The organism is Pseudonocardia parietis (genome assembly GCF_017876315.1).
GTDB classification, from domain to species: domain Bacteria; phylum Actinomycetota; class Actinomycetes; order Mycobacteriales; family Pseudonocardiaceae; genus Pseudonocardia; species Pseudonocardia parietis.
In genome coordinates, this window is the sequence record NZ_JAGINU010000001.1 from 3072883 (window position 1) to 3097664 (window position 24782).

At 69.5% G+C, this 24782-nt stretch carries 24 protein-coding genes and 2 pseudogenes; 15 read left to right on the forward strand and 11 right to left on the reverse strand.

All coding sequences use genetic code 11. The features are described from left to right. Positions 1-18: 18 nt before the first annotated feature. Positions 19-342: a hypothetical protein gene (locus JOF36_RS14600; protein ID WP_210027360.1), complete on the reverse strand. Its 324-nt coding sequence runs from the start codon at positions 340-342 to the stop codon at positions 19-21. 157 nt (positions 343-499) lie between these two features. Between JOF36_RS14600 and JOF36_RS14605 the strand changes: the two genes are divergently transcribed. Together JOF36_RS14605 and JOF36_RS14610 are read left to right on the forward strand one after the other, a co-directional pair. Beyond that, positions 500-1243, forward strand: a complete 744-nt coding sequence (locus JOF36_RS14605; RefSeq protein ID WP_210027361.1) for a helix-turn-helix domain-containing protein — start codon at positions 500-502, stop codon at positions 1241-1243. Positions 1244-1250: 7 nt separating this feature from the next. Further along, entirely contained in the window at positions 1251-1718 is a 468-nt protein-coding gene (locus tag JOF36_RS14610) for an NUDIX hydrolase (RefSeq protein WP_210027362.1), read from the forward strand. On the opposite strand, the gene JOF36_RS14615 is transcribed toward JOF36_RS14610, so the two are convergent. Both JOF36_RS14615 and JOF36_RS14620 read right to left on the reverse strand, forming a co-directional pair. Then, positions 1709-2266, reverse strand: coding sequence for an HD domain-containing protein (locus JOF36_RS14615; RefSeq protein WP_210027363.1), 558 nt, complete (start codon positions 2264-2266; stop codon positions 1709-1711). The genes JOF36_RS14610 and JOF36_RS14615 overlap by 10 nt on opposite strands. Before the next feature lie 196 nt (positions 2267-2462). After that, positions 2463-3650, reverse strand: coding sequence for an IS701 family transposase (locus JOF36_RS14620; RefSeq protein WP_372447377.1), 1188 nt, complete (start codon positions 3648-3650; stop codon positions 2463-2465). A 663-nt stretch (positions 3651-4313) separates the two neighbouring features. Here JOF36_RS14620 and JOF36_RS14625 point away from each other — a divergent pair. The 3 genes from JOF36_RS14625 (at position 4314) to JOF36_RS40120 (ending at position 6612) form a co-directional block, all read left to right on the forward strand. Next, on the forward strand, positions 4314-5117 hold the full coding sequence (locus JOF36_RS14625) for an IS5 family transposase (RefSeq protein WP_210025079.1): 804 nt from the start codon (positions 4314-4316) through the stop codon (positions 5115-5117). A gap of 417 nt (positions 5118-5534) precedes the next feature. Next, positions 5535-6218 (forward strand): hypothetical protein, encoded by a 684-nt coding sequence (locus JOF36_RS14630; RefSeq protein WP_210027365.1) that lies wholly within the window; start codon positions 5535-5537, stop codon positions 6216-6218. Positions 6219-6486: 268 nt separating this feature from the next. Next, the gene (locus JOF36_RS40120; RefSeq protein WP_281071366.1) at positions 6487-6612 is read left to right on the forward strand and encodes a hypothetical protein; all 126 of its coding nucleotides are present in this window, start codon (positions 6487-6489) and stop codon (positions 6610-6612) included. A gap of 494 nt (positions 6613-7106) precedes the next feature. On the opposite strand, the gene JOF36_RS14635 is transcribed toward JOF36_RS40120, so the two are convergent. Then, positions 7107-9029 carry a primary-amine oxidase gene (locus tag JOF36_RS14635; protein ID WP_210027366.1) on the reverse strand — a complete coding sequence of 641 codons (1923 nt, stop codon included), beginning with the start codon at positions 9027-9029 and terminating at the stop codon, positions 7107-7109. A gap of 200 nt (positions 9030-9229) precedes the next feature. Here JOF36_RS14635 and JOF36_RS41605 point away from each other — a divergent pair. Then, positions 9230-9376: pseudogene (locus tag JOF36_RS41605) on the forward strand (IS256 family transposase); the annotation flags it as partial. Further along, positions 9340-9471: pseudogene (locus JOF36_RS41610) on the forward strand (IS701 family transposase); the annotation flags it as partial. The pseudogenes JOF36_RS41605 and JOF36_RS41610, both read left to right, overlap by 37 nt. Positions 9472-9627: 156 nt before the next feature. Here the strand turns inward: JOF36_RS41610 and JOF36_RS14645 are convergent. Beyond that, positions 9628-10743, reverse strand: a complete 1116-nt coding sequence (locus tag JOF36_RS14645) for an NDMA-dependent alcohol dehydrogenase (protein WP_210027368.1) — start codon at positions 10741-10743, stop codon at positions 9628-9630. 550 nt (positions 10744-11293) lie between these two features. Next, positions 11294-11755 carry a hypothetical protein gene (locus JOF36_RS14650; RefSeq protein WP_210027370.1) on the reverse strand — a complete coding sequence of 154 codons (462 nt, stop codon included), beginning with the start codon at positions 11753-11755 and terminating at the stop codon, positions 11294-11296. Positions 11756-11916: 161 nt separating this feature from the next. Here JOF36_RS14650 and JOF36_RS14655 point away from each other — a divergent pair, with 161 nt between their 5' ends. Continuing rightward, on the forward strand, positions 11917-12420 hold the full coding sequence (locus tag JOF36_RS14655; RefSeq protein WP_210027372.1) for a DoxX family protein: 504 nt from the start codon (positions 11917-11919) through the stop codon (positions 12418-12420). Here the strand turns inward: JOF36_RS14655 and JOF36_RS14660 are convergent. The 4 genes from JOF36_RS14660 to JOF36_RS14675 form a co-directional block, all read right to left on the reverse strand. Then, positions 12413-13621 carry a ferritin-like domain-containing protein gene (locus JOF36_RS14660; RefSeq protein ID WP_210027374.1) on the reverse strand — a complete coding sequence of 403 codons (1209 nt, stop codon included), beginning with the start codon at positions 13619-13621 and terminating at the stop codon, positions 12413-12415. The two genes, JOF36_RS14655 and JOF36_RS14660, sit on opposite strands and share 8 nt — an antisense overlap. Then, positions 13618-14460 (reverse strand): phosphate/phosphite/phosphonate ABC transporter substrate-binding protein, encoded by an 843-nt coding sequence (locus JOF36_RS14665; protein WP_210027375.1) that lies wholly within the window; start codon positions 14458-14460, stop codon positions 13618-13620. Before JOF36_RS14665 ends, JOF36_RS14660 begins: the two co-directional genes overlap by 4 nt. After that, positions 14460-15602 (reverse strand): acyl-CoA dehydrogenase family protein, encoded by a 1143-nt coding sequence (locus tag JOF36_RS14670; RefSeq protein ID WP_245350832.1) that lies wholly within the window; start codon positions 15600-15602, stop codon positions 14460-14462. The genes JOF36_RS14665 and JOF36_RS14670 overlap by 1 nt, the downstream gene beginning before the upstream one ends. Positions 15603-15863: 261 nt before the next feature. Further along, positions 15864-16640 (reverse strand): glucose 1-dehydrogenase, encoded by a 777-nt coding sequence (locus JOF36_RS14675; protein WP_210027376.1) that lies wholly within the window; start codon positions 16638-16640, stop codon positions 15864-15866. A 149-nt stretch (positions 16641-16789) separates the two neighbouring features. On the opposite strand from JOF36_RS14675, the gene JOF36_RS14680 reads away from it, so the two are divergent. The 6 genes from JOF36_RS14680 to JOF36_RS14705 all read left to right on the forward strand — a co-directional run bounded on the left by JOF36_RS14680 (position 16790) and on the right by JOF36_RS14705 (position 22423). After that, positions 16790-17671, forward strand: coding sequence for a helix-turn-helix transcriptional regulator (locus JOF36_RS14680; RefSeq protein WP_210027377.1), 882 nt, complete (start codon positions 16790-16792; stop codon positions 17669-17671). Positions 17672-17699: 28 nt separating this feature from the next. After that, positions 17700-18113 carry a (R)-mandelonitrile lyase gene (locus JOF36_RS14685; RefSeq protein WP_210027378.1) on the forward strand — a complete coding sequence of 138 codons (414 nt, stop codon included), beginning with the start codon at positions 17700-17702 and terminating at the stop codon, positions 18111-18113. A 95-nt stretch (positions 18114-18208) separates the two neighbouring features. Then, on the forward strand, positions 18209-18496 hold the full coding sequence (locus JOF36_RS14690) for a type II toxin-antitoxin system Phd/YefM family antitoxin (protein ID WP_307862379.1): 288 nt from the start codon (positions 18209-18211) through the stop codon (positions 18494-18496). Then, positions 18493-18912 carry a type II toxin-antitoxin system VapC family toxin gene (locus JOF36_RS14695; RefSeq protein WP_245350833.1) on the forward strand — a complete coding sequence of 140 codons (420 nt, stop codon included), beginning with the start codon at positions 18493-18495 and terminating at the stop codon, positions 18910-18912. The genes JOF36_RS14690 and JOF36_RS14695 overlap by 4 nt, the downstream gene beginning before the upstream one ends. Before the next feature lie 162 nt (positions 18913-19074). After that, positions 19075-20367 (forward strand): dienelactone hydrolase family protein, encoded by a 1293-nt coding sequence (locus JOF36_RS14700; protein WP_245350834.1) that lies wholly within the window; start codon positions 19075-19077, stop codon positions 20365-20367. Between the two features lie 103 nt (positions 20368-20470). Next, positions 20471-22423: an oxidoreductase gene (locus tag JOF36_RS14705; RefSeq protein ID WP_210027380.1), complete on the forward strand. Its 1953-nt coding sequence runs from the start codon at positions 20471-20473 to the stop codon at positions 22421-22423. A 2-nt stretch (positions 22424-22425) separates the two neighbouring features. Here JOF36_RS14705 and JOF36_RS14710 read toward each other — a convergent pair whose 3' ends face one another. Next, complete coding sequence (locus JOF36_RS14710) at positions 22426-24075, reverse strand: class I adenylate-forming enzyme family protein (RefSeq protein WP_210027382.1); 1650 nt, start codon at positions 24073-24075, stop codon at positions 22426-22428. 184 nt (positions 24076-24259) lie between these two features. On the opposite strand from JOF36_RS14710, the gene JOF36_RS14715 reads away from it, so the two are divergent. Beyond that, the gene (locus tag JOF36_RS14715; RefSeq protein ID WP_210027383.1) at positions 24260-24775 is read left to right on the forward strand and encodes a pyridoxamine 5'-phosphate oxidase family protein; all 516 of its coding nucleotides are present in this window, start codon (positions 24260-24262) and stop codon (positions 24773-24775) included. The last annotated feature ends 7 nt before the right edge of the window (positions 24776-24782 follow it).

Sequence of the window (24782 nt, forward strand, 5' to 3'; positions counted from 1 at the left end):
CACCGACCAGACGAGCGGTCAGGACGCCTTGGACGCCTGCGCGTGCGCGGGCTCGATCCGGTCGGCCTTGAACGCCACACCGGCCCGCTGGCCCTGCTGCCACGGGATCGCGATCAGCCCCACCGGCCGAACCTCCGCGCCCTGCTCGACCTGCGGAGCGCCCGGGGTCGTGATGGTCAGGATCTCCGCGCCCTCGGCGTCGAGCTTGACCAGCTGTGTGGTGAACAGCGGCGTCCCGGTCTGGCGGTCGGTGCGCTGACGGCCGTCCATGTCGTTCTTCGGACGCGGAGCCGCGCCCACGGTGTAGCGGGTGCCGGTGGTGTCGACCTTGATCGTTGCCATGACCGTCCTCCAGGGACTGAATCGGGATGGCCCTCGTAGCGGGGCAAGTCCAAGACTCCGGAAATCACCGGGACGGCCCGACCACACGGAGGGATATCTCAGGACGTCTCAGCTAGCATCAAGACGTCCCTGCTCGTGTTCGTGGAGAGGTGCGGCGATGGCGAACGAGCGACTGCGCGACGCGCTGATGAGCGCCGGCCTCACGCCCGCGACGGCGGCCGAGCAGATCGGCGTGGACGCCAAGACCGTCGAGCGGTGGGCCACCCAGGGCCGCACCCCGTACGCCCGGCACCGGGCCGCGCTGTCCGCGCTGGTCGGGCAGAGCGAGTCCTACCTGTGGCCCGCAGCGGTACCGCCCGAGCGTCAGGCGAAGATCGCGGCCTCGGAGATCGTCGCCGCCTACCCGCACCGGGGAGCGGTCCCGGCCGAGCTGTGGGACGAGCTGCTGGCCTCGGCGACGGACCGGATCGACGTCCTGGTCCACGCTGGCCAGTTCCTCATCGAGCGTCCGGATTTCATTCGCACCGTGGCCGAGAAGGCCGGCGCCGGGGTGACGGTGCGGATCAACTTCGGCGACCCCGACAGCGACGCCGTCGAGCTGCGCAGCCAGGAAGAACGTCTCGGGACCGGGACGCTCGCCGCGCGGATCCGCTACGGCCTGGCCGCGTACCGGCCGCTACTGGACACCCCGGGCATCGAGTTCCGGTTCCACACGACCACGCTGTACAACTCGATCTTCCGGTTCGACGACCAGGCCATCATCAACACCCACGTCTACGGCGTGCCCGGCGCCCACGCCCCCGCACTGCACCTGCGCAAGCTCGGCGCCGGGGACCTGTTCGACACCTATGCGCGTAGTTTCGTCGACGTGTGGAGCACCTCGACCCCAGCCCGTTGGTGACCGGCGCGTGGCCCGGACCGATCACTTCCACGACCCCGGCGCGCCGAAGGCGACCAGCATCGTCATCGCCGTGAGCGCGTTCGTCACCGACGAGCGCGACCGGCTGCTGATGATCCGCCGCACCGACAACGGCCTCTACGCGCTCCCCGGCGGCCGCCACGAGCTCGGCGAGACCATGACCGAAACCGCGGTCCGTGAGACGGACGAAGAGACCGGCATCCACATCGAGGTGACCAGCCTGGTCGGGATCTACAGCAACCCCGACCACGTCATGGCCTACAGCGACGGCGAGGTCCGACAGGAGTTCTCCATCTGCTTCCGCGCCCGGCCGGTAGGCGGCGAGCCGAGGACGAGCGACGAGTCTTCGGAAGTGCTGTGGGTCGAGCGGGCCGAGCTGGACGGCATCGACGTGCACCCGTCGATCCGCCTGCGGATCGAGCACGGGTTCAGCCGACGGGCCCCGTACTACACCTGACCGCCGAGACCGACGGACGACAGCCAAGCTCGTGCTCGATCCACAGCACCACGGCGGTCGGCCATGCTGCCCTCGAGAGCGCGGCTTACGTAGTGGTCGGCGGGATAGCGCTCCCGCACCTCAGCCATGCGGTCGTCGAACGAGACGCGCTCGCCGTCCGGGCTCGTAGTCATGTCGAGGTACCAGAGCAGATCGCGGACGAGGCCCTGCGGATCGTCGAAGGCACGCAGCTCGTCGAGCAGGCCCAGGACGTCAGCCTCGTGTGCGGCGGCCGAGTGGAACGCGACCAAGCCGCACATGAGGTTGTCGGCACCCCACTCGCGCAACACACGAGCACCGTCGAGTGGGTGGAACCGTGTGGTGCCGAGGCCGGGCGCGTAGCCAACGTCGTGGAGCCAGCAGGCGGCGACGAGGACTGGACCGCCATCAAGATGTGGGCCGATGACCTCAGCGCGTGTGGCGACGCCCTGGACGTGGTTCCAGCGACGCGGTAACGCCTCGGCGAGGTGGCGTTCTGCCACCGAACGAGCCGCGTCGAGGACCATCACATCTCCGAGCCTAGTACTGCAACGGCGTTTCGTCAGAGTGGTGGGCGTTGACCGCGGCGGCGGTAGTGGCAGGTCCGGGCCTGGTGCTGGCGTCGTCGACGCCAGGTGGACCAGGCGAGTGTGCTGGTCAGGCAGGCGGCTGGGGTGAGGATGAGGGTGGCGAGCAGGCGTCGTATCTCGTTGCCGCTCAGCGGGATCAGCCCGGTTCGCTCGGCTGGAGATCCCCCTTTTCGGCCTCGTGGGCGCGGGTGACGGACAGGTAGGCGGCGGCGAGCATGGACAGTGTGATGTGGGCGTACCAGGCTCGGTAGGAGCGGACTTGGTAGTGGTCGAGGCCGGCTTCGTTCTTCGCGGTCTGGAAGCATTCCTCGATCGCCCAGCGTGCCCCGGCGACGCGGACCAGCTCGCGCAGCGGCGTGGCCGCGGGTGCGGCGCAGCGGTAGAACGCCAGCTCGCGGGTGGTCTTGCCCTCACCGGGTTCGGTCTGGCGGCGCACGAGCAGCCAGTGTCCCCACCCGTGGGGCAGGCCGGCCGGGTCGAGGGCGACGGTGGTCCAGTCATAGATCCGCTCTCCGTGCGCGCCCGCGCCGATCTGGCGCCGTTCCCACCCGCTGCGGCCGGTGTCGGGGTCGCGGGCGCCGGCAATCGTGGCGAGGATCTTGGCCTGGCGGCGGTGCCCGTCCGGGCTGGTCAGGACGTCGTCGTTGCGGGTGGCCAGCACGAACGGCACCTGGCGCTCGGCCAGCCAGGTCCGGAAGGTCGGGTTCTGTCCGTAGGCCTCGTCCGCGGTCACCCACGAGCGGGGCGTGAGGGCCCCGGCGGCATGGGCGCGGGCGAGCATCGCCAGCCCGAGCTGGGGCTTCGTGGCGAACCCGACCCCATCGGGCACATCGGCTCTGGCGCAGCGGTCCCGGTCCTCGGTCCACGAGGTCGGCAGGTAGAGCTCGCGGTCGATCAGCGCGCGGCCCTTCGAGCTGGCGTAGGTCAGGAACACGCCCAGCTGACAGTTGTCGATCTTCCCGGTGGTGCCGGTGTACTGACGCTGCACCCCCGCCGAGCGGGTGCCCTTCTTGATGAACCCGGTCTCGTCGACCACGAACACCCCACTCACGGGGTCACCGAGGGCGTCGAGGACGTAGTCGCGAACATCGTCACGCACCCCGTCGACGTCCCAGTCCGCGGTGCGCAGCATCCGCTGCGTCCCGTCCGGCGAGACCGCCCCGGCGTGCTCGGCCAGGGTCCACCCGTTCTTGCGCTCCAACCCGGCCAGCAGGCCGCGCACATACGCCCCGGCCCGCGCGCGAGGCTCGCGACGGAAGAACCGCGGCCCGATCGAGGCTATGACCTGGTCCAACGCCGCCACCCACCCAGCAAGATCCGCCACCCGGCGATCATCACCGCCGAACCCGGATCAGCCTCTCACGACACGCCGAAACGCCGTTGCAGTACTAGTAGGCTGCCCGGGCGCTTGTCCGGACCATTGGCCGTGGCCGACCGGAATCCACCCGCTCGGTCGGTGAGGACTTTCTTTACGTCTTCAAGCCGGCCCTGACGGGCCGGACGGGCGGCGCCGCTGCCGTCCGCCTCCTGCCTCCGGCCCGGCGGCCGGCGCGCGCACGCCCGCCACCGCGGACCAGCTCGAATCGAGACGCGAGAAGGCCACCGGCCGAACTACGTCGACCTCACTCGGTACCGCGATAGTCTATGAACCGATGCCGTCGCCACTCAGAATTGGAGTTGCCTTCGTATGGGGTTCCTGGCGTCCTTACTCCCAGGCGTGCGCGACCTCCGTTCGCCACTAGTCGCAGGCGCGCTTTGGTTATCCGTGTACATCCTCTTAGAGAGCAGTTTGAAACTCGATCTTCAGACTCGAGTTGATCACGTCGGGCCGGATGATCGGCGAGCCTGGTCCAATCATGAGTGAACTCCTGGTAGCCGGACGGTTGTCTACGCCAGCCGGCCACCAGGAGTTCGTGTGTCATCCTCGCCTGTCTGCACGTGTCTGTCATGCCCGGCCCACGATCGGGGCCAGGCCCCACCGTGCCCGGTGTACCCGTCCTCGTCGATCACCGACGCCCAGTGGGCGGTGCTCGAGCCGCTGCTGCCGCCACCGGGCAACACCACGGGCCGGGGCGGGCGCCCGGAGAAACACCCCCGACGACTGGTCCTCGACGGCATCTTCTACCTGGTCCGCGGGGGCATCTCCTGGGCTCAGCTGCCCCACGACTTCCCTCCCTACCAAACCGTCTACGGCATCTTCACCCGCTGGAGCAGCCGCGGCACCTGGCAGCAGATCCACGACGCGCTGCGTGATCTGGTGCGCGTCTACGAAGGGCGCGACCCACTGCCCACCGCAGCGGTCATCGACTCCCAGTCGGTGCGCGGCGCAGACACCGTCCCCGGCAGCACTCGGGGCTACGACGCAGGGAAGAAGGTCAACGGCCGCAAACGCCACATCGCCGTCGACACCGGCGGACTGCTACTCGCGGTCGTGGTCACCATCGCCGGCATCCAGGACCGCGACGCCGCGCACCGGCTGCTGATCGCCCTGACCAGCCGGTTCTCCACCATCAGCATGGTCTGGGCCGATGCCGGCTACGCCGGACGGCTACTCATCTGGGCCCGCAAGGTCATGTCGCTGACCGTCGAGGTGGTCAAACGCACCAACGACGTCAAAGGCTTCAAGGTCCTCCCACGCCGCTGGGTCGTCGAGCGCACCTTCGCCTGGATCAGCAAGTTCCGCCGCTGCGTACGGGACTACGAGACCCTCCCAGCCCACCACGAAGCCATGGTCCACATCACCATGATCATGACCATGTCACGGCGGCTGGCCCGCACCGGAGACTGGTAACGCCAGTTTCAAAATGCTCTCTTAGTCCCGGAAACCGTTCGATCCATCGTGGACGGCTTTAAGCAGTATCCTGAAGTAGTAGAGTTGGTCGGATCGCCAGGCCCTGTTGTAATCTCGCTAGCCGTCGCGCTCTCATACTTCTTGGGGCTTGTCGCGCAGACTGTTGTGTCGCCACTAGTCGAGGGCGTGGGGACGATGTTGTTGCACTTCTCGCGATTCATTGATTCAAAGCGACACGTCGTCATGCCACCTGCCGGCCGCTTTCAGCGAGCTAAGGATCGTAGACCTCGATGGATATTTAACCTCCACCGATCCCGTGAGCTGCACGTCTGGCCGTTCACAATCGCAGGTCGTAGCATCCTGATCGACGCCATGCAGAGAAGTCTAGGAGCGAATGGCGTTCGTGGTATCGCTCTGATGTTCTTTCGCGTCCGCACGTTGGAAGAGACGCTTCCATTCGGCGCTATCCAGCTCTCTCAGACGGCTCCTGTGCAGTACCAAGAGCATGACCGACTTAAGAGTGAGACAGAACTGCGAATTGCAGTGGTTCCGCCGTTAGTGGTGATCAGTATCGTTCTTTCGGTGCGCTTCAGCTGGTTGCTCACAATTCTTGGTGCGATCGCCGTAGGGGCGCTATTGGTGCAGGCTTTCAAGAATACTCGTCAGCGATACGACCTGCTGGCGAATGCAGCCTATCTAAACCTCATTGATCTGCCTGTCGTGGATGCGACGATTAGTGGGCTGTCGGACCTCGAGCCGCGACCTTCGACTGACGGCCACTGGATCGCCGCCCTCATTGCTGCCTTCGATCGTCGCGGTCTCTACGATGAATCGGACTTCGCTCTAGGGGAGGCTCAAACCCTGGATAGCCCGCAGGACCTCCTTGATGTGATTGATTACCTTAGGAAGTACGATATCGATGTCCCGGCGTCTCTTCATGCGGCCGTCGAGCGTGCCAGAGAAGACGAGCACCGAGATGTCACTAGAGAGCTCATCGATTCGGTTCTCGCGGAGCCCGGATCGTCTCCGCCACCCCCGATCCGCAACTCTCGGACGGAACCCGGTTCAAGCGAGAATGAGGGCAGCACCAACGACGAGTAGTATTTGCTCGGTCTTGTGCAGCAAGAACGGTGCCCCCAAACGTCCTGGGCATCGAGCGCGCTGAGCAAGTCACTGGTCGCCCGTGCCCCGAGCCGGCCGAAGGTCGTACATGGCCCGGGCGCCGTCCAGGGCGAACCTGCGCGGGGACCCCTAGCCCCACACAGAACCGTCGCTCCGCGACCGCCTGCCGGCGGCCCTGGACACCACCCGGTCCATGCTCGTGCGGCCTTGTATCGGGGCAGGGAGGGGAGTGGGCAGGGGAGCAGCGGTGCCGTTCGGCCCGGTGATCGGGAGGAACATCCAGGGAACATCCCTGCTGGGCGCCCCGGCCACCGGCCGACCCGAGCCGGTAGACATCGCGCAGGTCATCGCGCTGCACGACCCGCCCCAGTAGCAAGAGCACAAGCCAGGCCGCATTCACACCGAAGAGGTCACTGGTTCGATCCCAGTATCGCCCACAAGCAAAACCCCTGGTCACAAGCTCGGAGTCCCGAGTTGTGCCAGGGGTTTCGTCGTTGTACAGCTCCGAAGTACAGCTACAGCTCGTCGACGCTGGGCGTAGGTCCGTCGAAGCTGCTGCCCATCCGCTCGAGTGCTTCCCTGGTGGCCTCTGGCGAGGTGAGGGTGTAGATCTCCATCGAGCGCGAACCGGGTGTGCCGCAGGATCTGCACGGCGACCCGCGGAGGCCTGATCAGCCGGATGGTCGTGGGCGAAGACCTGGCCGCGGAGACGGAGAGTCTCGCCAAGCGCCGGCCGGCCTTCCACGGCTGAGCCTGGATCCACGTGCGCCATGAGGCGCTGCTGTTCGAGTGGGGGTGAGAGACCTCCGCCGCTGTCCTGTCGCAGCAGGGCGGTGTAGCTGGGGGCAGCCTGCCCTTGGAGGCGCCTCAGCTGCAGTGACCGTTCTGCGGGCGGGGCACGTCCAGGGCTGGGTTGCGGTCGAAGAAGCCGTGGGGCTGTAGCGAGAAACCGACGTACTGCACGGGCATCACCGGCCAGTCCTCCAGACGCGCTACGTGGTGCGAGCCGAACGTGTACCAGACGACGACGTCGGTGTCGGCGACCGGCCGGTCCGCCGCCGTCCAGGTCGGAAGCCCCTCGCCGCCCTGGTGCTGGTTCGGGTAGTCGCCCGCCGCGTGCATCTCCCCCTCCTCGTGCGGGGTGACCCACAGGTGGTGCTTCATGAACCCGGCCCGGTGCAGCACGCTCGCCTCCGGCCGCACGAACGGCACCACCGTGCCCTGCGGCTGGAGCACGTAGCCGGTCGGCTCGCCGACCGCGTTGCGCGCGTTCGGATTCACGACCTTCCAGAAGCGGGCGCTGTCCAGGCTGACTCGCCGCTGAGCCGCGAGCTCCGTGCCGAGCAATGACGTACGTGTGCGGAAGCCGTTGCCGACCGGGTTGTCCGGGCCGGCCGGGTCGGTCTCGGTGTCGATCTCGTAGACGGAGTTCGCGACCCCGTCGACGTCGAAGTCCAGCCGCATGTTGAACACGTGCTGGTGGATCGGGGCGTACAGACCGTCCGCGTTGAGCAGCTGGCCGTGGGTCGGTGTGGTGCCCGGCGGGACCGCGCCGGTCGACATGATCCCGGTCAGCTTGACCTCGAACTCGATGTTGCCGTCCTGGTAGAGGTACCAGAAGAAGCCGTACTCGTAGTTGCCCACGGTGGCCACGAACGAGACGACCAACCGTCGCGACCGCCGCACCTCGGTCTTCTCGGTGCGGAAGTCGGTGTGCTTCCACAGCAGCCCGAAGTCCTCCTCGTGCATGCATACCGCGTTCGGGATCGTGGTCGGGTTGCCGTCTCCGTCGGCGAGGACGCCGTCGAAGTAGTAGATCTCGCCGAGGCAGTCGCACCCCAGCTCGAGCGGGTTGGCCAGGTTGCCGATGTTGTACTCGCCCGCGTCGAACGCGTTCTTGCGACGGTGCGTGGGCGCCGGGTCGCCGTAGGGCACCACCATCTCCGACAGCGACGCCCGGTACAGCACCGACCGCTCGCGATCGCCGTCGGTGTAGCGGACGGTGTGCAGGACGACGCCCTCGCGCGGGGTGAAGCCGATCCGGAACCGCCACTTCTGCCAGCGCACCTCGTGCCCGTCGACGGTGAACGAGGCACCCTCGGGCTGGGTGATCGACACCGGCTTGAGGTCGGTGCGCGGCGCGACGACGTCCGGCGTGTAGTTGGCGGGTTCCTGCGGGATCGGCACGACGCCGTGGTCCTCGATCCGGGCAACCTTCTTCTCGTTGGTGTCGACGTAGACCACGAGGTTCTCGACGGGGTGGGCGTAGCCGTTGTCGTCCGGGCCGCCGATCTTGATCCAGACCAGGGCGCGCAGCAGCCTGCCCTGCTCCTCGTCGCCGTAGTGACCGGCCGACCAGGGGTCGACCATGACGCCGTCGAACTCGGTGATGCCGCGCAGCCGCAGCGCCTCCTGCACGGCGGAGTCGTCCTTCACGACGTCCTCGACCTCGAAGAACTCCTCGAGGAGCACCTGCGGCTGCACGCCGGGCACGTGCTCCCAACGGGTCACCGCGCGGTCCGTCAACGAGACGACCGCCTCGTACGCGCGGCCGTCGGCCTTGTCCAGCACGACCGCCGCCGCCTCGCGGGCGACCGGGGCGCCGTCGGATTCGAAGCCGAGCACCGCGTCCTTCGGCGGTTCCCGAAGCACGATCGAGACGAAGCGGCTTCGCCCGCCGATGTGGCCGGCGTCGCGAAGCAGCGCCGCTGCTGCGCTGATCTCGTCGCCGGTCAGGGGCTCCAGTGGATGGGCGAGTGCGGTGGTGGAGTGCGACTGGGTGGCCGTCATGCGGTCCCACTCTGCTGGCCGAAGGGCGGCCAGACAAGCCGCTGAAGCCTGTTTTGTCCGACCCGACCAGTTCGGTCGGTCTGGGTTGCGTCCAGGGACGTGGTGTACGGCGTAGTTGCTGTTCAACGGCGTGGCGTCGGGATGTGAGACGGCCACCGCGTGATCCTTCGAGTGCTCTGGTTCTCGAGGGAGGAGACGCGATGGCCGCGTCAGACAGTGTGAACGATGCGGTGGGCTGGCTCGATGACCGGCTCGCCGAGGCGAGTCCGGACCTGCTCCGGTCGATGATCAAGGGCTTCGCCGAGGCGTTGATGTCCGCGGAGGCCGACGCGGCGTGCGGCGCCGGAAGTATGTTCTCGACCAGCTCGGCGACGACGCGTCGGGGGTGTTCGTGGTCGACGAGACCGGGTTCATCAAGAAGGGTGTCCGGTCGGCCGGGGTGTGTGGTCTTGGTGTCTCCGTCGATGCGGACCGAGCGCCAGAGCTTCATGTGCGGCCCCTGGCGAGTGCCGTCTCGGTGTGACGAAGGTGTGGAGCGCCTTGCTGGAGGCCGCTGCACAACGCGAGTCAGCTTTCGGTCACACCGAACAGGAAACACTCACTGATGGATGAGGACGCCACGGATGATTTTCCCGTCGCGCAGGTCCTGGTAGCCCTCGTTGACCTGTTCGAGGGTGTAGGTCTTGGTGACGAGCTCGTCGAGCTTAAGCCGGCCCGCGTTCCACAACCGCAACAATTTCACGATGTCGTACTGCGGGTTACATGAGCCGAGCTGGGCCCCTCTGATGACTTTTTCGTTGCGAGTGAAGAATGCGCTCGGGAGCTGAATGGTCAGCTTCTCCGGATTGGCTTGACCGACTACCACAACGGTGGATGCCTTGCCGACGATGTCGAAGCCCTGGCGTACGACCTGTTCATCCATGACGCCGACGGTCAATATGGCCTGATCCGCGCCCTCACCCCAGGTCAACTCCTTGACCTTGCGGGCGGCCTCCTCCGGATCGGCGAAAGCATGGGTAGCTCCCAGCTTCAAGGCGAAGTCGCGCTTGAACTGCACAGGGTCCACGACCACCACGTACTTGGCGCCGGCGTAGGCGGCGCCCTGCACGGCGTTGATTCCCACTCCGCCGGCCCCGAAGACCACTGTCGTGTCGCCGACCCGCACGTCACCGGCGTTCACGGCCGAGCCCCAGCCGGTCGGGACACCGCATCCGGCCAGTACTGCCACCTCCAGGTTGAGCCATGGGTCGACCTTCACCACGGACCGGGCCGGAACGGTCGCCCGCTCGGAAAACGTGCCGAGCATGCACATGCCACCGAGATCGCGGCCATTTCGGTGGAAGCGGAACGTCCCATCGGGCATGTTGCCCTTCAGCACGTCGGCTCCCAGATTGCAGAGATTGGCGTGGCCCGTGGAGCAGTATCGGCAGATGCCACAGCTGGGCATGAAGCTGCATACCACGTGGTCACCCGGCTCCACATGCGTCACGCCGGGCCCGATCGACTCGATGACACCGGAGCCCTCGTGACCGGCCACGATCGGCAGCCGAGCAGAGTCACCGTAGACGCCATCGGTCAGGTGGAGGTCGGAGTGGCACAGTCCGGCCGCAACGTACTTGATATGCACTTCGCCGACACGTGGTTCGTCGACATCGAGTTCGACGATCTCGAATTCCTTGCTTCCCTTTTCCAGCACTGCAGCGCGGGTCTTCATAGATCACCTCGGTGTGTGTGTATTTGGGGGCGCGAAGTACTCCGTGCGAGGTCTGCAGCGCAGCAGCCATCTCCTCTGCGTGATCATCGAGGTCGCTACTTCTCTGGCGTGTCGCTCGACTTGCTCTTTGCGTTCGTTACAGCCACTCGCAGTTCAGGACACCACACGGAGGGCGCCATGTGACGTGGGAACCGGGCGTTGGGCTGTCGAGAGACAGCCCCCCCCGGGGGATGCCGCAGCACGACCGAGGACGGGTGCCGTGCCCACCAGTTGGCCGCGGCGCCGAGCACGAACAACGCGGCCAGGACGACGGCGATGGTCAGTGCGGTCACCGGCAGGCCGGGGTCGCGAGCGCCTCGGGTGGGGTAGCGGCCGAGCCTACGGCTACAAGCTGCCGTTCTCCGAGCTCCGAGACCAGTGGTCGTGGCTGGACGAGTTCGAAGGCCCGGGCTATGAGCGGGTGGCCGTGAGCGCCCGTACCGAGGAAAGTGACGTGGTGACCAGTCTCTACGTACTGGGCCGACTCTGACTCGGCGGCTACGGCATGAGGCTACTCGGTCAGGGCCGCCTCGTACTCGGATGCCTGGTCCGGCGTCAGGCCTCGTGCCACCCGCAGCACGACCGGACCGCTGAGATAGGTGTACTCGCCGAAGATGGGCGCGGAGCGGGTGACCGTCTGCACGTACTCGAATCGGCGCTGCGCGTCCTCGGCGGACTCGAAGACCTCGACCTTGCCGCCTGCCGCGACGGAGCCCGGCTCCGGCGACAGCGGCTCGGCCGGCACCCGGGAGTCTGTGAACGGCATCGCCGAGGTGTAGCCACCGGGACGGCCGAGCAGCTGGTTCGGATCGGACTCGGCCGTAACAGGTTCACCGGGTCGCATCGACGGGACCGCGCTGGATAGGTCGGCGACGACCGCCTCTGCCGTGGGTGGCGGCGTGGTGCTGCAGCTGGTCAGCGCCAGCGAGACCGTGAGGGCAGCGAGGAGTCCCAGGCAGGATTTCACGATCATGTCAGCGCTTCCGAAGTCGGGAGTGTTACGCGGGAACCGCGGTCTCACCAGTAGATCCGCCGGCACCGCATCCACGCGCACCACGATCACCGATCTGCCTTGACGCGGTGACGGTCCGCATGCACCATGACGGCACACCGAATAGATAGGAGCACTATCCAATGATGCCGCTGATGATGCTCGTGCTGGTGACCGTCGTGACCGTGGTGGTCGGAGTCGTCCGTGGTTCCCGATGGCGCCATCCCGCTGAGGCGTTACGGGTCGGGCTGGCAGCCATGTTCGCGATGACCGGGGTCTCCCACTTCGTCGGTATGCGGGAGACGATGGTGGAGATGGTGCCGCCGTGGCTTCCGGCGCCGGAACTGCTCGTCACGGCGACCGGCGTACTGGAGATCGTCGGGGCGCTCGCGCTCCTGCATCCGCGTACCGCACGGTGGTCGGCGGCCGGGCTGACCGTGTTGCTGGTCGTGATGTTCCCGGCCAACGTGCACCTGGCGTTGACCGGGGCCGACCTGCCGTGGGACGACCAGCTCGTGCCCCGGACGGTGCTGCAGCTCGTCTTCCTCGCCGCGACCGTGACCGTGTTCCGAGGTGGGCCGTCTCGTGCCGGTTCCCGCGATGCCGATGCGGATGCGACGTCGGTGCGCGGGACACAGCTCACATGAAGTTGCGGGTGTGGAGGGCGGAGAGCTCGGCGGCCTCGTCGGGTGGGAAACCGAGCCGGGCCAGGCGTTGTCGGCGGCCGTCGTCCATGGCGTGATGGAGCTCCTGGACCGCGTCGTGCCCGCGGGCGATGGCGGCCGGTGTCCAGGACCCGGCGGCCAGGACGACGAGCGAGTCGAACACGTCGGCGTTGAGACCGGCGGTGTCGGCCAGCGCGTCGTGCCGCCGCTCGATCGCGCCGCGCAGCTTGCCGCGCAGCGACGGGTCGATGTTGCCCTGGTGCTCGAGATGGGCGACGCCGAAGGCGACGTGGCGCGCCTCGTCGACGCGGGCCAGGTGGGTGATCCGCGCGGTGACCGGGTCGGGTGCGTGCCGCTCGAGGAAGGCGAGCAACGCGAGGAAGCTGCCCTCACCGAGCACCGAGAGCAGGAACGTCGCCAGCGAGAAGTCCGGTTCGGCGAGCAACGTGGCCAGCGACGAGCGTCCACCGGCCGAGGAGGTGCCCATCTGCCCGCCGTGCAGGAGCGCGCGGCGGGTGAAGACCTCCATGTGGCGGGCCTCGTCCGCGGCCTGCACGGCGAGCAGTTGCTGGACCTCGCGGAAGTGCGGATGGACGCGGGCGAGCAGGCCGGCGGGTACGACGAGCGCGGCCTGCTCGTTCTCCACGAGGTAGGTCATGACCTGCACGACGGCCGCCTCCACGTCGGCGGGCACGTCGGCACTCGCGTCCCAGTCGACCGCGGTGGCCGGGTCCCACTGCGCGGCGGCGGCGTGCGCGTAGAGCCGGGGTGCGAGATCGGCCCAGACGACGTCGCGGTCGTCGAGGTCGAACCGCCCGTCGGGCCCGCCGGCCTCGACGAGCGCGCCGCGGGCGGCGAGGCCCCAGTGCGCCGGTGGGCGGGCGACGATCCCGTTCGCCCGTGGTCCACCGGCGCGCTCCGCCCCCGCCCACCGGTCGGTCTCGGCGGAGCCCCGTACGAGATCCCAGGTGGCGGTGCGCTCACCGACGGCGGCGAAGCCGTGGCCCTGGCGCCGGGCCCAGGCGCGCAGGTGCACGCCGAGGGCCGGATCACCCCCGGTGACGGTGATCCGTCCGCCCACCTCCACCGCGCTCAGGGCGCGGCGGACCAGGAGGTGGGCGCCCCGCTCGAACCCCAGGAACCCGAGGTCGAGCGGGGCACCCGAACCGGACCCGTGGGTCACGGGTCGTACTCCCGGGCGGTGACCGTGCCGGCGGCGTCGTAGAACCCGGCCTCGTCGACGGCCCGGGTGAGCGGGCCGAAGCCGCTCGTGCGTCCCGGCACCCACTGCTTGAGCCCTTCGAGATCGAGCAGCGGCCGGACCTCCGGGTCGGCGTAGGACATCGACTCCAGCAGGCGCACGAACTCCTCGGCCTCGGCGGCAGGCGCGGTGTCGACGATGGCCATCGTGCAGTGGTCGTAGACGCCGGTCTGGGCGAGGATCCGGGTCGACCCGGCCGGGAGCGTGCCCTCCTGACCGAACAGCAGATGGTTCCCGTCGATCATGCAGGCGGCGTCGACCTCACCCGCGACCAGCGCCCGGGCGGCGTCGCGCTCCCCGCCGATGTGGTCGCCGTGCAGGCCCACCCCGACGTCGAACCGGCGCACCGCCACGCCGTCGGCCCCGGCGTGGCGCAGGAACGACAGCGGGATCAGCGTCGCCTGCGGCGAGTCGATCGCCCCCACACCGACGGTGCCGCCCGCGAGGTCGGCGACCGTGGAGGCGGGGGAGTCGGCGCGGACGACGACCACCGAGGTGAGGTCCTGGTCGGTGTCGCGCATGACCGCCGAGCGGACCGTGTGCCCCCTCGCGGCGGCGAGGCGCTCGGAACGCACCCACGCCAGCGGCGAGTTCCACGCGGCATGGATGCGGCCTGCGGCGAGGTCATCGACCTGCCGTTCGTAGTGCGAGTACAGCACGTAGTCGAAGTCCAGGCCCTGCCCGCGCAGCCACTGCCGGAACCCGTCCCAGATGGTGAGGACCTTGGGGTCGTAGGCGACCCCGCCCATGATCAGCGTCATCACGCACCCCCGAACAGCGGCAGCCCGAGGGTGGCGCGACCGACGAAGTCGTGCAGCGCCTCGGTGGTCGGTGCCATCACCCGCGCGGCCAGTGCGTCGCGGTAGCGGCGCTCGATGCCGAGCTCCTTGCGGAACGCGGCACCGCCGCAGAGCCGCATCACCCCGTCGGCGACCTCGGCCGCCGCCTCGGCGGCGACGGCCTTGACCTGCAGTACCCGCAGTGTCGCGTCCTCGCGGCCGCTGCCCAGCGCGGCGAGCGTGTCGGTCAGGAACGCGCGGGTCAGGTCGGCCCGGATGCGCAGGCCCGCGAACGCGAGACGGCTGGTGGGCTGCTCGGCCAGGCTCTGGCCGAGGTGCTCGAGCCGGGCACTCGTCAGGTGGGTGGCGGCCTCGTCGAGGAGCGCCTCCATCAGGCCCAGCGAGACCGCGGCGTTGCCCACCAGGAACGTCGGCAGCACGGTGCCCAGCGCGATGTCGAGCCCGGCGCCGTCGTCGCCGAGCCGCGCCGAGGGGTCGACGAGTGCACCGGTGGCGGTCATCGGGCGCGAGGCGTTGCCGCGCAGTCCGAACCCGTCGAACTCGCCGGCGACCTCGACGCCCGGTGTGCCCGCAGGCACCAGCCACATCGTCATCGGGCCGTCCGCGGTCACCGGACGGCTCGACCAGACGTAGCTGTCGGCCTCGCCGGCCGAGGTCACCCAGCTCTTCGCGGCGTCCAGGCGCACCCGGTCGTCCGCGGCGGTCGCGGTGCTGACCGGCGCCCAGAAGTGGCTGCGCGAGCCACGCTCGGAGAACGCCAGCGTGCTCAGATGCTCACCGGCGGCGACCGCCCGCCGGACGTCGTCCGGACCGTGGGCCTCGATCACCGACACGGCGGCGTAGTGCATCAGCACCACCATGGCGACCGAGGCGTCCGCACGGGCGATCCGCTCGACGGTCGCGGCGACATCGGCGAGCGAACCACCGGAACCGCCCACCTCGGGGGCACTGAGCAGGCCGAGAACACCGGCGCCGGCCAGCGCCTCGATGTCGGCGCGGGGGAACACGCCGGTGCGGTCGACCTCGGCGGCCGACGGCGCGATCGTCCGGTCGACGACGTCGACCAGTGTGGACGGTGATGGGGTGGTGACAGCAGTGGACAACGCACAGCTCCTCGATGGACCGCGGGGCGGTCACGACGGAGCGGAGAGCTCAGCTCGATCCAGGTACGCCGTCGCGACCGTGGGGATACCGCCCGACCGGACGGCTGAAGGGGACGACTCAAAGACGACGGAACACGGCCCCTCCTCCCCGCGCTGGGAGCGAGACCCGCGCGAGCGCAGCGGATCGACACTCATGATCGGACGTCCGCGGGAGAAAGAGCAACCCCGGAAACCCGGGCACCGGATCCGAGGTCGCTGCGGTCAGGCGGTCTGGCCGCCGTCGACGACCATGGCGTGGCCGACGGTGAAGGCCGCCTCGTCGGAGCACAGCCACAGCACGGCCGCGGCGATCTCCTCGGGGCGGCCCATGCGGCCGATGGGCTCCTGGGCGACCACCGAGGCGTAGCCCTCGTCGGTGCCGCCGGTGACGCGGCCCATCATCTCGGTGTCGATGATGCCGGGGCAGATGGCGTTGATGCGGACACCGTCCGCGGCGTGTTCGAGGGCAGCCGAGGTGGTCAGTCCGATGACCCCGTGCTTGGTGGCGGCGTAGGCGGCCTGGTCGCGGAAGGCCTTCACCCCGGCGCCGGAAGAGGTGTTGACGATCGCGCCTCCACCCGTGCGCGCCATCAGCTCGATCTCGCGCTTCATGGTCAGGAACACGCCACGCAGGTTGATCGACACGAGGCGGTCGAACTCGTCGTCGGTGACCTGCGTGATCGGCTTGCGGGGCTGCTCGACGCCGGCGTTGTTGAACGCGAGGTCGAGGCGGCCGAACTGCGCGATCACCGCGTCGAGCGCGGCGTCGACATCCCCGGCACGGGACACGTCGCAGGCCAGGGCGATGGCCTGCCCGCCGTTCTGTTCGATGAGACGCACGGTCTCGTTCGCCCCGGCGGCGTTGATGTCGGCCAGCGCGACGTGTGCCCCTTCGCGGGCGAACGCGAGCGCGGTGGCACGTCCGATGCCGGTGGTCGCACCGGTCACGAACGCGACCTTGCCACTGAATCGGGCGGTCACGGGGGTGGTCGCCTGCATGGGGCTCTCCTCACGGGTTCGGCGGGTGTCCGGGTTCCGAGTCAACGCCATGACCGCCCGAACCGGGAGGCGACATCGGGAGGGGTGCCGGCGGCACCCCTCTCGGCGGGCCCTCCCGGCCGCGGCCGGCACGTCGTACCGTCGAGTCCATGGACGCCCGTACCGAGCTCGGTGAGTTCCTGACCACTCGTCGTGCCCGGATCACCCCGGAGCAGGTCGGGTTGCCGGTCTACGACGCCGGCAAACGCCGCGTTCCGGGTCTGCGGCGCCAGGAGGTCGCCACCCTGGCCGGGCTCTCGGTCGACTACTACACCCAGCTCGAGCGTGGCAAGGCCGCCGGCGTCTCCGAGTCCGTCCTGGCCGCCGTCGCGCGGGTACTACGACTCGACGAGGCCGAGCGCAGCCACGTGGCGGACCTGCACCGCGGGATCGCCACGAACCCCGCCCGGCCGCGGCGCCGTCGCCCCGCCACGGTCCGGCCGATGCTGCAGCGCCTGCTCGACGCCTTCACCGCACCGGCGTTCGTGCGCAACGGCCGCCAGGACCTCGTGGCCGCCAACGCACTCGGCTACGCCTTCTACGCCCCGCTCTACCCTGACCCCGCACAGCCGGACACGAGCCGGCCGGTCAACTTCGTGCGGTTCTGCTTCCTCGACCCCGCCGCCCCCGAGTTCTATCCCGACTGGGACGCGATGGCCGACAACGCGGTCAACCTCCTGCGCACCGACGCCGGACGAGACCCCTACGACCGCGGTATCACCGACCTCGTCGGTGAGCTGTCCGTGCGCAGCGAGGAATTCCGGGTCCGCTGGGCCGAGCACAACGTGCGCCTGCACCACACCGGCACCAAACGCTTCCACCACCCCGTGGTCGGCGAGCTCGAGGTCGGCTACGAGACGATGCCGTTGCCCGCCGACCCGGGGTTGGTCCTCACCATGTACGGCCCCGAACCGGGCAGTCGCTCCGCCGACGCGCTCGCGCTCCTCGCCTCCTGGAGCGCGGACCGCGCCGGCAGCGGTGCGACCGCCTGACCTGGCCCCGACCCGAGAGCGAGCCCGGATGCAGATCACCCGAAGCAGCATCGACACCCAGAAGGGCCCCGGCGACTGGTTCACCGGCGACGTCTACATCGATCCCGTCGCGGCGCCGGCCGGCACGTCGACGGTCGCCGCCGCGCTCGTCCACTTCGCCCCCGGTGCGCGTACCGCCTGGCACACCCACCCGCACGGTCAGACGATCTTCGTGACCGAGGGCGTGGGGCTGTGCCAGCGCGAGGGCGGCCCGGTCGAGGTCATCCGCCCCGGCGACCGGGTGTTCTTCGAGCCGGAGGAGAACCACTGGCACGGCGCCGTCCCGGGCCGGCTCATGGTCCACATCGCGATGCAGCAGGCCGACGAGTCCGGCAGCCCCGTCACGTGGGGCCGCCACGTCAGCGACGAGGAGTACGACGCAGCGCCGGTGGACTCCGGCTGATGAGCACCGGACGGCCTGCCAGTCGTTGACCACCACCACGCCGCGGTCCGGAGCTGCGAGCCGGTTCTGGCGCCACCGAACGGCGATACTTGAGCGTGGAGATCCGGCAGTCCGAGTTGTGCAACGACAACGCGGCGATCATGCGTCGGGTCGCCGAGGGCGAGTCCTTCGTGGTGACCGTCAACGGTCGTCCGGTAGCTGATGTGGTGCCGCACCAGCGGGGTACGGGGAGGCGTCGGTTCGTGCCGGTCGCCGAACTGGCCGAGGTGTTCGCCGCCGAGCCGGTGCCGGATCCGGCGGCGTGGCGGGCCGACCTGGCTGCGGCTGACGACGCATTCGGTCCGGACGACCTCGCCGACCCGTTCGATCGGGAGAGGCGTTGACGACGGGCGAGCCGCGTCGGGTCCTGCTGGACACTTCGGTAGTGATCGACTTTCCGGTCGCGCAGGTTTCCGAGGTTGCTGACGAGGTTGCGGTGTCGGCGGTGACGATCGCGGAGTTGCAGTACGGCGTGACCGCCGCAGCCGACCCGCTTGCGCAGATGTATCGGCGTCGGCGTGTGCAGGCAACACTGGGCCGGTTCGAGGTGCTGCCGTTCGATGTGGCCACCGCCGAGTTCTACGGCGCGCTGGCCACCCTCGCGCGCCGGCACGGCCGCAATCCACGGCCGCGTCGGATGGATCTGCAGATCGCCGCAACCGCGGCGCGCCACGGCCCGGCGCTGCTGACCCGCAACGGCAGCGATTTCCACGGCCTGGAGTCCGCGCTGACCGTGGTCGACCTGCCGGACTGTCCATGACGGGAACACCACGGGGTCGCCATGGGGATCGTGTCCTGATTACTCCCGGCAGCGCCGAGGACTCGATCGTCATTCGTTCGATGGGTGACGGTGTCATCCGTTCGGTTGTGCTGGAACGGTTCGAGCGTAGGGCGTGACCGCCGCTGGGTACCGTCACGCGAAATGCGTACATCGACTCCCCTGCGCAGCCGTTCCGACCGACTGCACGCCGTCGCCAAGGCCGTGAGCTCAGTGCTCCTCGCCTCGGCCGTCATCGCTGCCGCCGGCGGGTACGGACAGAACAGCACTGCGGTTGTTCGCACAGCGGCCGCCACACCGGCGGCGAGTGGTGCCGCCGATCCGACGGTGACGATCGACGGTACCGAATACCCGAACCCGCTCCGTACGAACAATGGCAATACCGTGAACAGTGCGGCGTCCTGGGAAGGTGAGCGGCGCGCGGAACTGCTGGCCGACTTCCGGGAGCACGTCTACGGCCAGAGCCTGCCGAACCCGATCGAGCAGACCTTCGACGTCGCGGCGACCGACTCCGGCGACGTCACACGCAAGATCGTCACGATCGGCATCACCGGTCCGCAGGGGTCCGGGAGCTTCGATCTGAAGCTCTTCGTCCCGAATACCGGCACGACGCCGCGCGGGACGTTCCTGATGATCGACCATCGCGGTTCGGTGTCCGATGATCCCGGCCAGTCCTCCGGCTACGCGCCGGTGGCGGAGGTGACCGAGGCCGGCTATGCGTTCGCCCAGATCGATGCCGGCGACATCGCGCCCGACGACAGCGACAGCTACCGCAGCAAGATGATCGACCTGTTCCACCCTCCCGGCCAGGAGCTGCCCGACGACGCAGGCCGGGCCATCAGCGCCTGGGCGTGGGGAGCGAGCCGGGCGATGGACTACCTGGAGACCGATCCCGACATCGATCCCGCGAAGGTGGCGGTGATCGGCCATTCACGGGGCGGCAAGGCGTCCCTGTGGGCCGGGGCGCAGGACACCCGCTTCGCGGCGACGGTCACCAACAACTCGGGATCGACCGGTGCCAAGCCGGCTCGACGTGGCGATGGCGCGGGTGGTGCGGAAACCGTCGAGCGCGTCAACAACTCGTTCCCGCACTGGTTCCCGCAGACGTACAAGGCCTACAACGGCCGGGAGAACTCACTGCCGGTCGACCAGCACCAACTGCTCGCGCTGGTGGCGCCACGCCGTATCGTCGTCGGAAGTGCCACGAACGACGCGAATGCCGATCCGGAAGGCGAATTCCTCTCCTACGTCGCAGCGGCACCGGTGTACGAACTGTACGGGTTGGGCGATACCGGACTGCCCTCGACGAACTGGAAACCGGCCACCGACACGGGTTTCCGTGGTCCGGCGATGAGCTATCACCTGCGGTCCGGTGAGCACGGTTTGTCCGCAGAGGACTGGGACATCTACCTGAACGGCAATCTGTTCTCCCGGTAGCGGCACGGAGCGTGCGCCGAGCGCCGTCCTTGCCGCCTCGATCGCCGCGATGTTAGCCTCAACCAAACGATCGGTAGGCATAGATCGAGGGCGGAGGACGACCGTGCCGACACTCTTCGAGCCGATCACGGTGGGCACGATGCACCTCGATCACCGGATCGTCTTCCCGCCGCATTCGGGCGGTCGCGGATCGTTGACCGGCACACCCGAGCAGTTCGAGCGGTACGCCGCGTACTGGGTCGAGCGGATCCGGGGCGGCGTGCAGTGGGTCGGCGGTGCGCCGAACTTCATCCGCAACCCGCTCATTCCCGGCTTCGAGCCGACCGGGGTCGGCGCGAGCGGTCCGGGCACGTTCCGGCACCCGCTCTACGTCGAGCGGCTGGCCGAACTGTCCGCGCGCATCCACGCCGCAGGCGGCTACTCGACCGTGCAGATGGTGCTGCAGGGCGGAGCGTCGCCGCTGGCGCCGTCGGCGACGCTCAGCGGGTACCACGACCACGACGTCCCGCACGTGCTCGACGCCGACGAGATCGCCTGGCTCGTCCGGGAGTACGGCGAGTCCGCCCGGCTCGCGGCCGACGGCGACGCCGACGTGATCGAGTTGCACGCCAACCACGACGACGTCCTGCAGTGGTTCCTGTCGCCGCTGACCAACCACCGCACCGACGCCTACGGGGGCGGCTTCGAGAACCGGCGCCGGCTGCTGCGCGAGGTCGTGGAGTCGATCCGCGCACACGCGGGGCGCCCGATCACGGTCGGGCTGCGCCTGTGCCTCGACGAGATGATCGACGGCGGCTACGGCCCGCAGGAGTGCCGGCGGCTGCTCGAGGCGTTCACCGCCGAGGGCACGGTGGACTACTTCAGCCTCGACGTGGGGAACAACTGGGGCGCGCCCAGCTACGTTCCGCCCGACGTCTACGGCGAGGCGCCGTGGGCGCAGCTGTGCGGCGAGGTCGGGCAGGCGACCGACCTGCCGGTCCTGTACGTCGGCCGGGTCACCGACGCCGACGTCGCGCGACGGATCCTCGCTGCGGGGCAGGCCGACCTGGTGGGCCTGGTGCGGGCCCAGATCGCCGAACCGGACTTCGTCGAGCTCACCCGCTCCGGCAGGCCGGCCGAGGACGTGCGGCCGTGCATCGGCATCCAGGACTGCCTCGGACGGCGGGTGGTCGAGTCGTTGCCGTTCGCCTGCGCCGTCAACCCGCAGGTCGGCCGGGAGTCCGAGGGTGCCTTCCCAGTCACCGGGTCACCGCGGCGACTGCTGGTGATCGGCGGCGGGCCGGGCGGCACGGAGACGGCGGCGCTCGCCGCCGAACGAGGACACCAGGTGACGCTGTGGGAGCAGGCGGACCATCTCGGCGGGCAGCTGGCCGTCGCCGCGAAGGCCCGGATGAACCACCGGTACGCGGAGTGGATCGACTGGCAGCGGCGGCGGCTCGACGACCTCGGCGTGCAGGTGGACCTCGGCCGGACCGCGACGGCCGAGGACGTCGTCGCAGCCGGTGCGGACGTGGTGGTGGTCGCCACGGGCGCGAGGCCGCGGCTGCCCCGGGCCGGCGGGCTGGACGCGCCGCACGTGGTGACCGGCGAGGCCGCGCTCACCGGGACGGCTCCCGTCGGTCGCCGCGTCCTGGTCGTGTCCGAGGACGACCGGCCGGCACCGATCGCGATCGCGGACCATCTCACCGGCGCAGGCCACGAGGTGACCATGATCTACCGGACGACCGCGCCGACCCGGCTGGTGCACAAGTACGCGATCGGCGCCGTGCTGGCCCGGCTCGACACCGAGGGCGCGACGCTCGTGCCCACCACGCGCCTCACCCGGGTCGAGGGCTCGACCGCGCACCTGGCCAACACCTACAGCGGCCGGGAGTGGATGCTCGAGGGCATCGACACGGTCGTGCTCGCCTGCGGCTCGGTCAGCGACGACGCCCTCTACCTCGCGCTCAAGGACGCCCACCCGAATGTGCACCGGCTCGGCGACGCCTACGCCCCACGGCGGATGACCTTCGCAACCCGTCAGGCGTGGTCGCTGGTGGCCACGCTGGACCGATAGCGCTACGGCACCGCGGTCGGCGCGGGCCTCGACGTCAGCCGCGGCGCCTGCGTGATCCCGGCGTCCGTGAGCTCCGTGGCGATGCGCTCCCGCAGCCGGAACTTCTGCACCTTCGTCCCCGACATCGGCCACTCCGTCACGAAGCGCACGTAGCGGGGGACCTTGTACGTCGCGATCGTGCCCAGGCAGAAGTCGATCAGCTCCTGCTCGGTGGCGTCGGCACCGGGCCGCAGCTGGACGAACGCCGCAGGGACCTCCCCGAGCCGAGCGTCGGGCGCGGCGACCACCTGCACCACCCCGCAGGCGGGATGCTCGCCGAGGATCCCCTCGACCTCCGCGGCGGCGACGTTCTCACCGCCGACCTTGAGCATGTCCTTGAGCCGGGACAGGAACGAGATCCGGCCGTGGTCGTCGGCGACCGCCATGTCTCCCGAGGTGAACCACCCGTCGTCGTCGATCCGCTCGGCGGTCAGGTCCGGGTCGCGATGGTAGTGCGCCACCCGGGAGGCGCCGCGGAACTGCACCTCACCCGGGGTGCCCGCCGGGGCGGGCCGGCCGGTCACCGGATCGCAGACTCGGATCTCCATGTGTCGCAACGGCTTTCCGCTCGTCGTCGCGCGGGCTTCCGGTGGGTCGTCGGGGGAGCCGATGCAGCAGAACCCGCACGACTCGGTCATGCCGTAGGACGACATCTGGACCGCCGGGGCGATCCGGTCCTGCATGGAGCGCAGCCGCTCCGGTGCGCCGACGTTGAGCACGATGCGCAGGGCGGACAGGTCGGTCGCCGGGAAGTCCGGGTGGTCGAGCACCGGGAGCCAGATCGTCTCGAAGGCGGGGAAGGCGATGGTGCAGCGCTCTTCGGCGAGCTGGCGCAGCGCGGTGGCCGGATCGAACTCCCCGACGTGGACCATGCCGCACCCGCCCGCGAGCGCCGCGAGGGCGACGTCGTACCCGCCGCAGTGGAACATCGGCAGCGGTGTCCAGAACCGGTCCGCCGGATCGAGCCCGAGGCGCTCGGCGACGGCCTCGCCCTCCGCGACGAGCGCTGCGTTGTCGAGCACGCAGCCGCGTGGGCGGGAGGTCGTGCCGGAGGTGTAGAGGATCAGCGCCGGGTCCTCGGCGCCTACCGCGGCCCGGGCCGCGGCGACGGCGACGGGGTCGTGCGCGGCGGACTCGAAGCCGGTGCGCGAGATCCAGCCCTGCGGCGCCGGTTCGTCCCGGTCGACCGCGACGACCGTGCGCAGCATCGGCGCCGCGGGCAGGGTCAGCCGGCCGGGGGTGGCATCGGCGAGGCCGGGCAGTGCCCGGGCGAGCAGCGGCTCGAGCTCGGTGGCGGCGAAGAGCAGCCGCATGTCGGCGTTCTCGATGATGTAGGCGAGCTCGCCGGGTTTGAGGCGCGGGTTCACCGGGACGGCGACCGCGCCGAGCTGTGCGACGGCCAGCCACGTCGTGACGCTGTCGATCCGGTTGGGCAGGAGCATGCCCACGTGGTCGCCCGGCCGGATGCCCGCCGCCCACAGCGGGCCGACGAGCCGCCGGGTGGCGGCGGCGAGATCGGGGTACGTGAGGCGGCCGTCGGGAAAGACGATCTCCTGGTCGGACGCGTCATCGGCGCGCCGGTCGAGCAGATCCGGGACGGTGGTGGCGGGCATCGTCGCTGGCCTCCCGTTATGTCTACCAATCGTTTGGCAAGCTATCAGGGTCCTCCGGCGGCGAACAAGCATTGTCGAGTTCGGGACGTCTTGCTAGTCTGGATCACTATCAAACGACCGGTAGGCGTCGCGGATTATGGGCCCGCCCGGTTCGGACGAGGGTCGACCGATCGCGAGGAGACCGATGTCAGCCGGCGAGTCCGCAGCGCGAGTCGGTACGCGCGACCTCGAGGACATGCGACAGGCGCGACTCGACCAGGACGGCATCGAGGAGCTCATCGGTGCGGCCGGCGAGTGCGTGTTCGTGTTCGCCACCGCCGATGGCTGGCCGGCCGGGGTGACGATGAGCTATCTGCACGAGGACGGGGTGTTCTGGCTGGCGGCGGTCACCGATCGGCAGCACGCCCGGGCGGTCGAGCGCGACTCCCGGGTCGGGATGGTGATCAGCAACCGCGGTACCGGACTGCCCGGACGGCGGATGGTGCGGATCAAGGGGCGCGCCACGCTGCATCGGGACCGGGCGACGCTGGATCTCGTGCTGCCGCGGTTGGCTGCGACGCTCGCCCCGGCAGGCGCCGAGGCTCTGCAGCAGTTGCTGGACAGCCCGAACCGGGTGCTGATCCGGGTGCAGGCGGTCTCCTACCCGCAGTCGCACGACTCGCGCAAGGTGGCCGGCGACGGACGAGGCGGGGCCGAGTAGCCCGGAA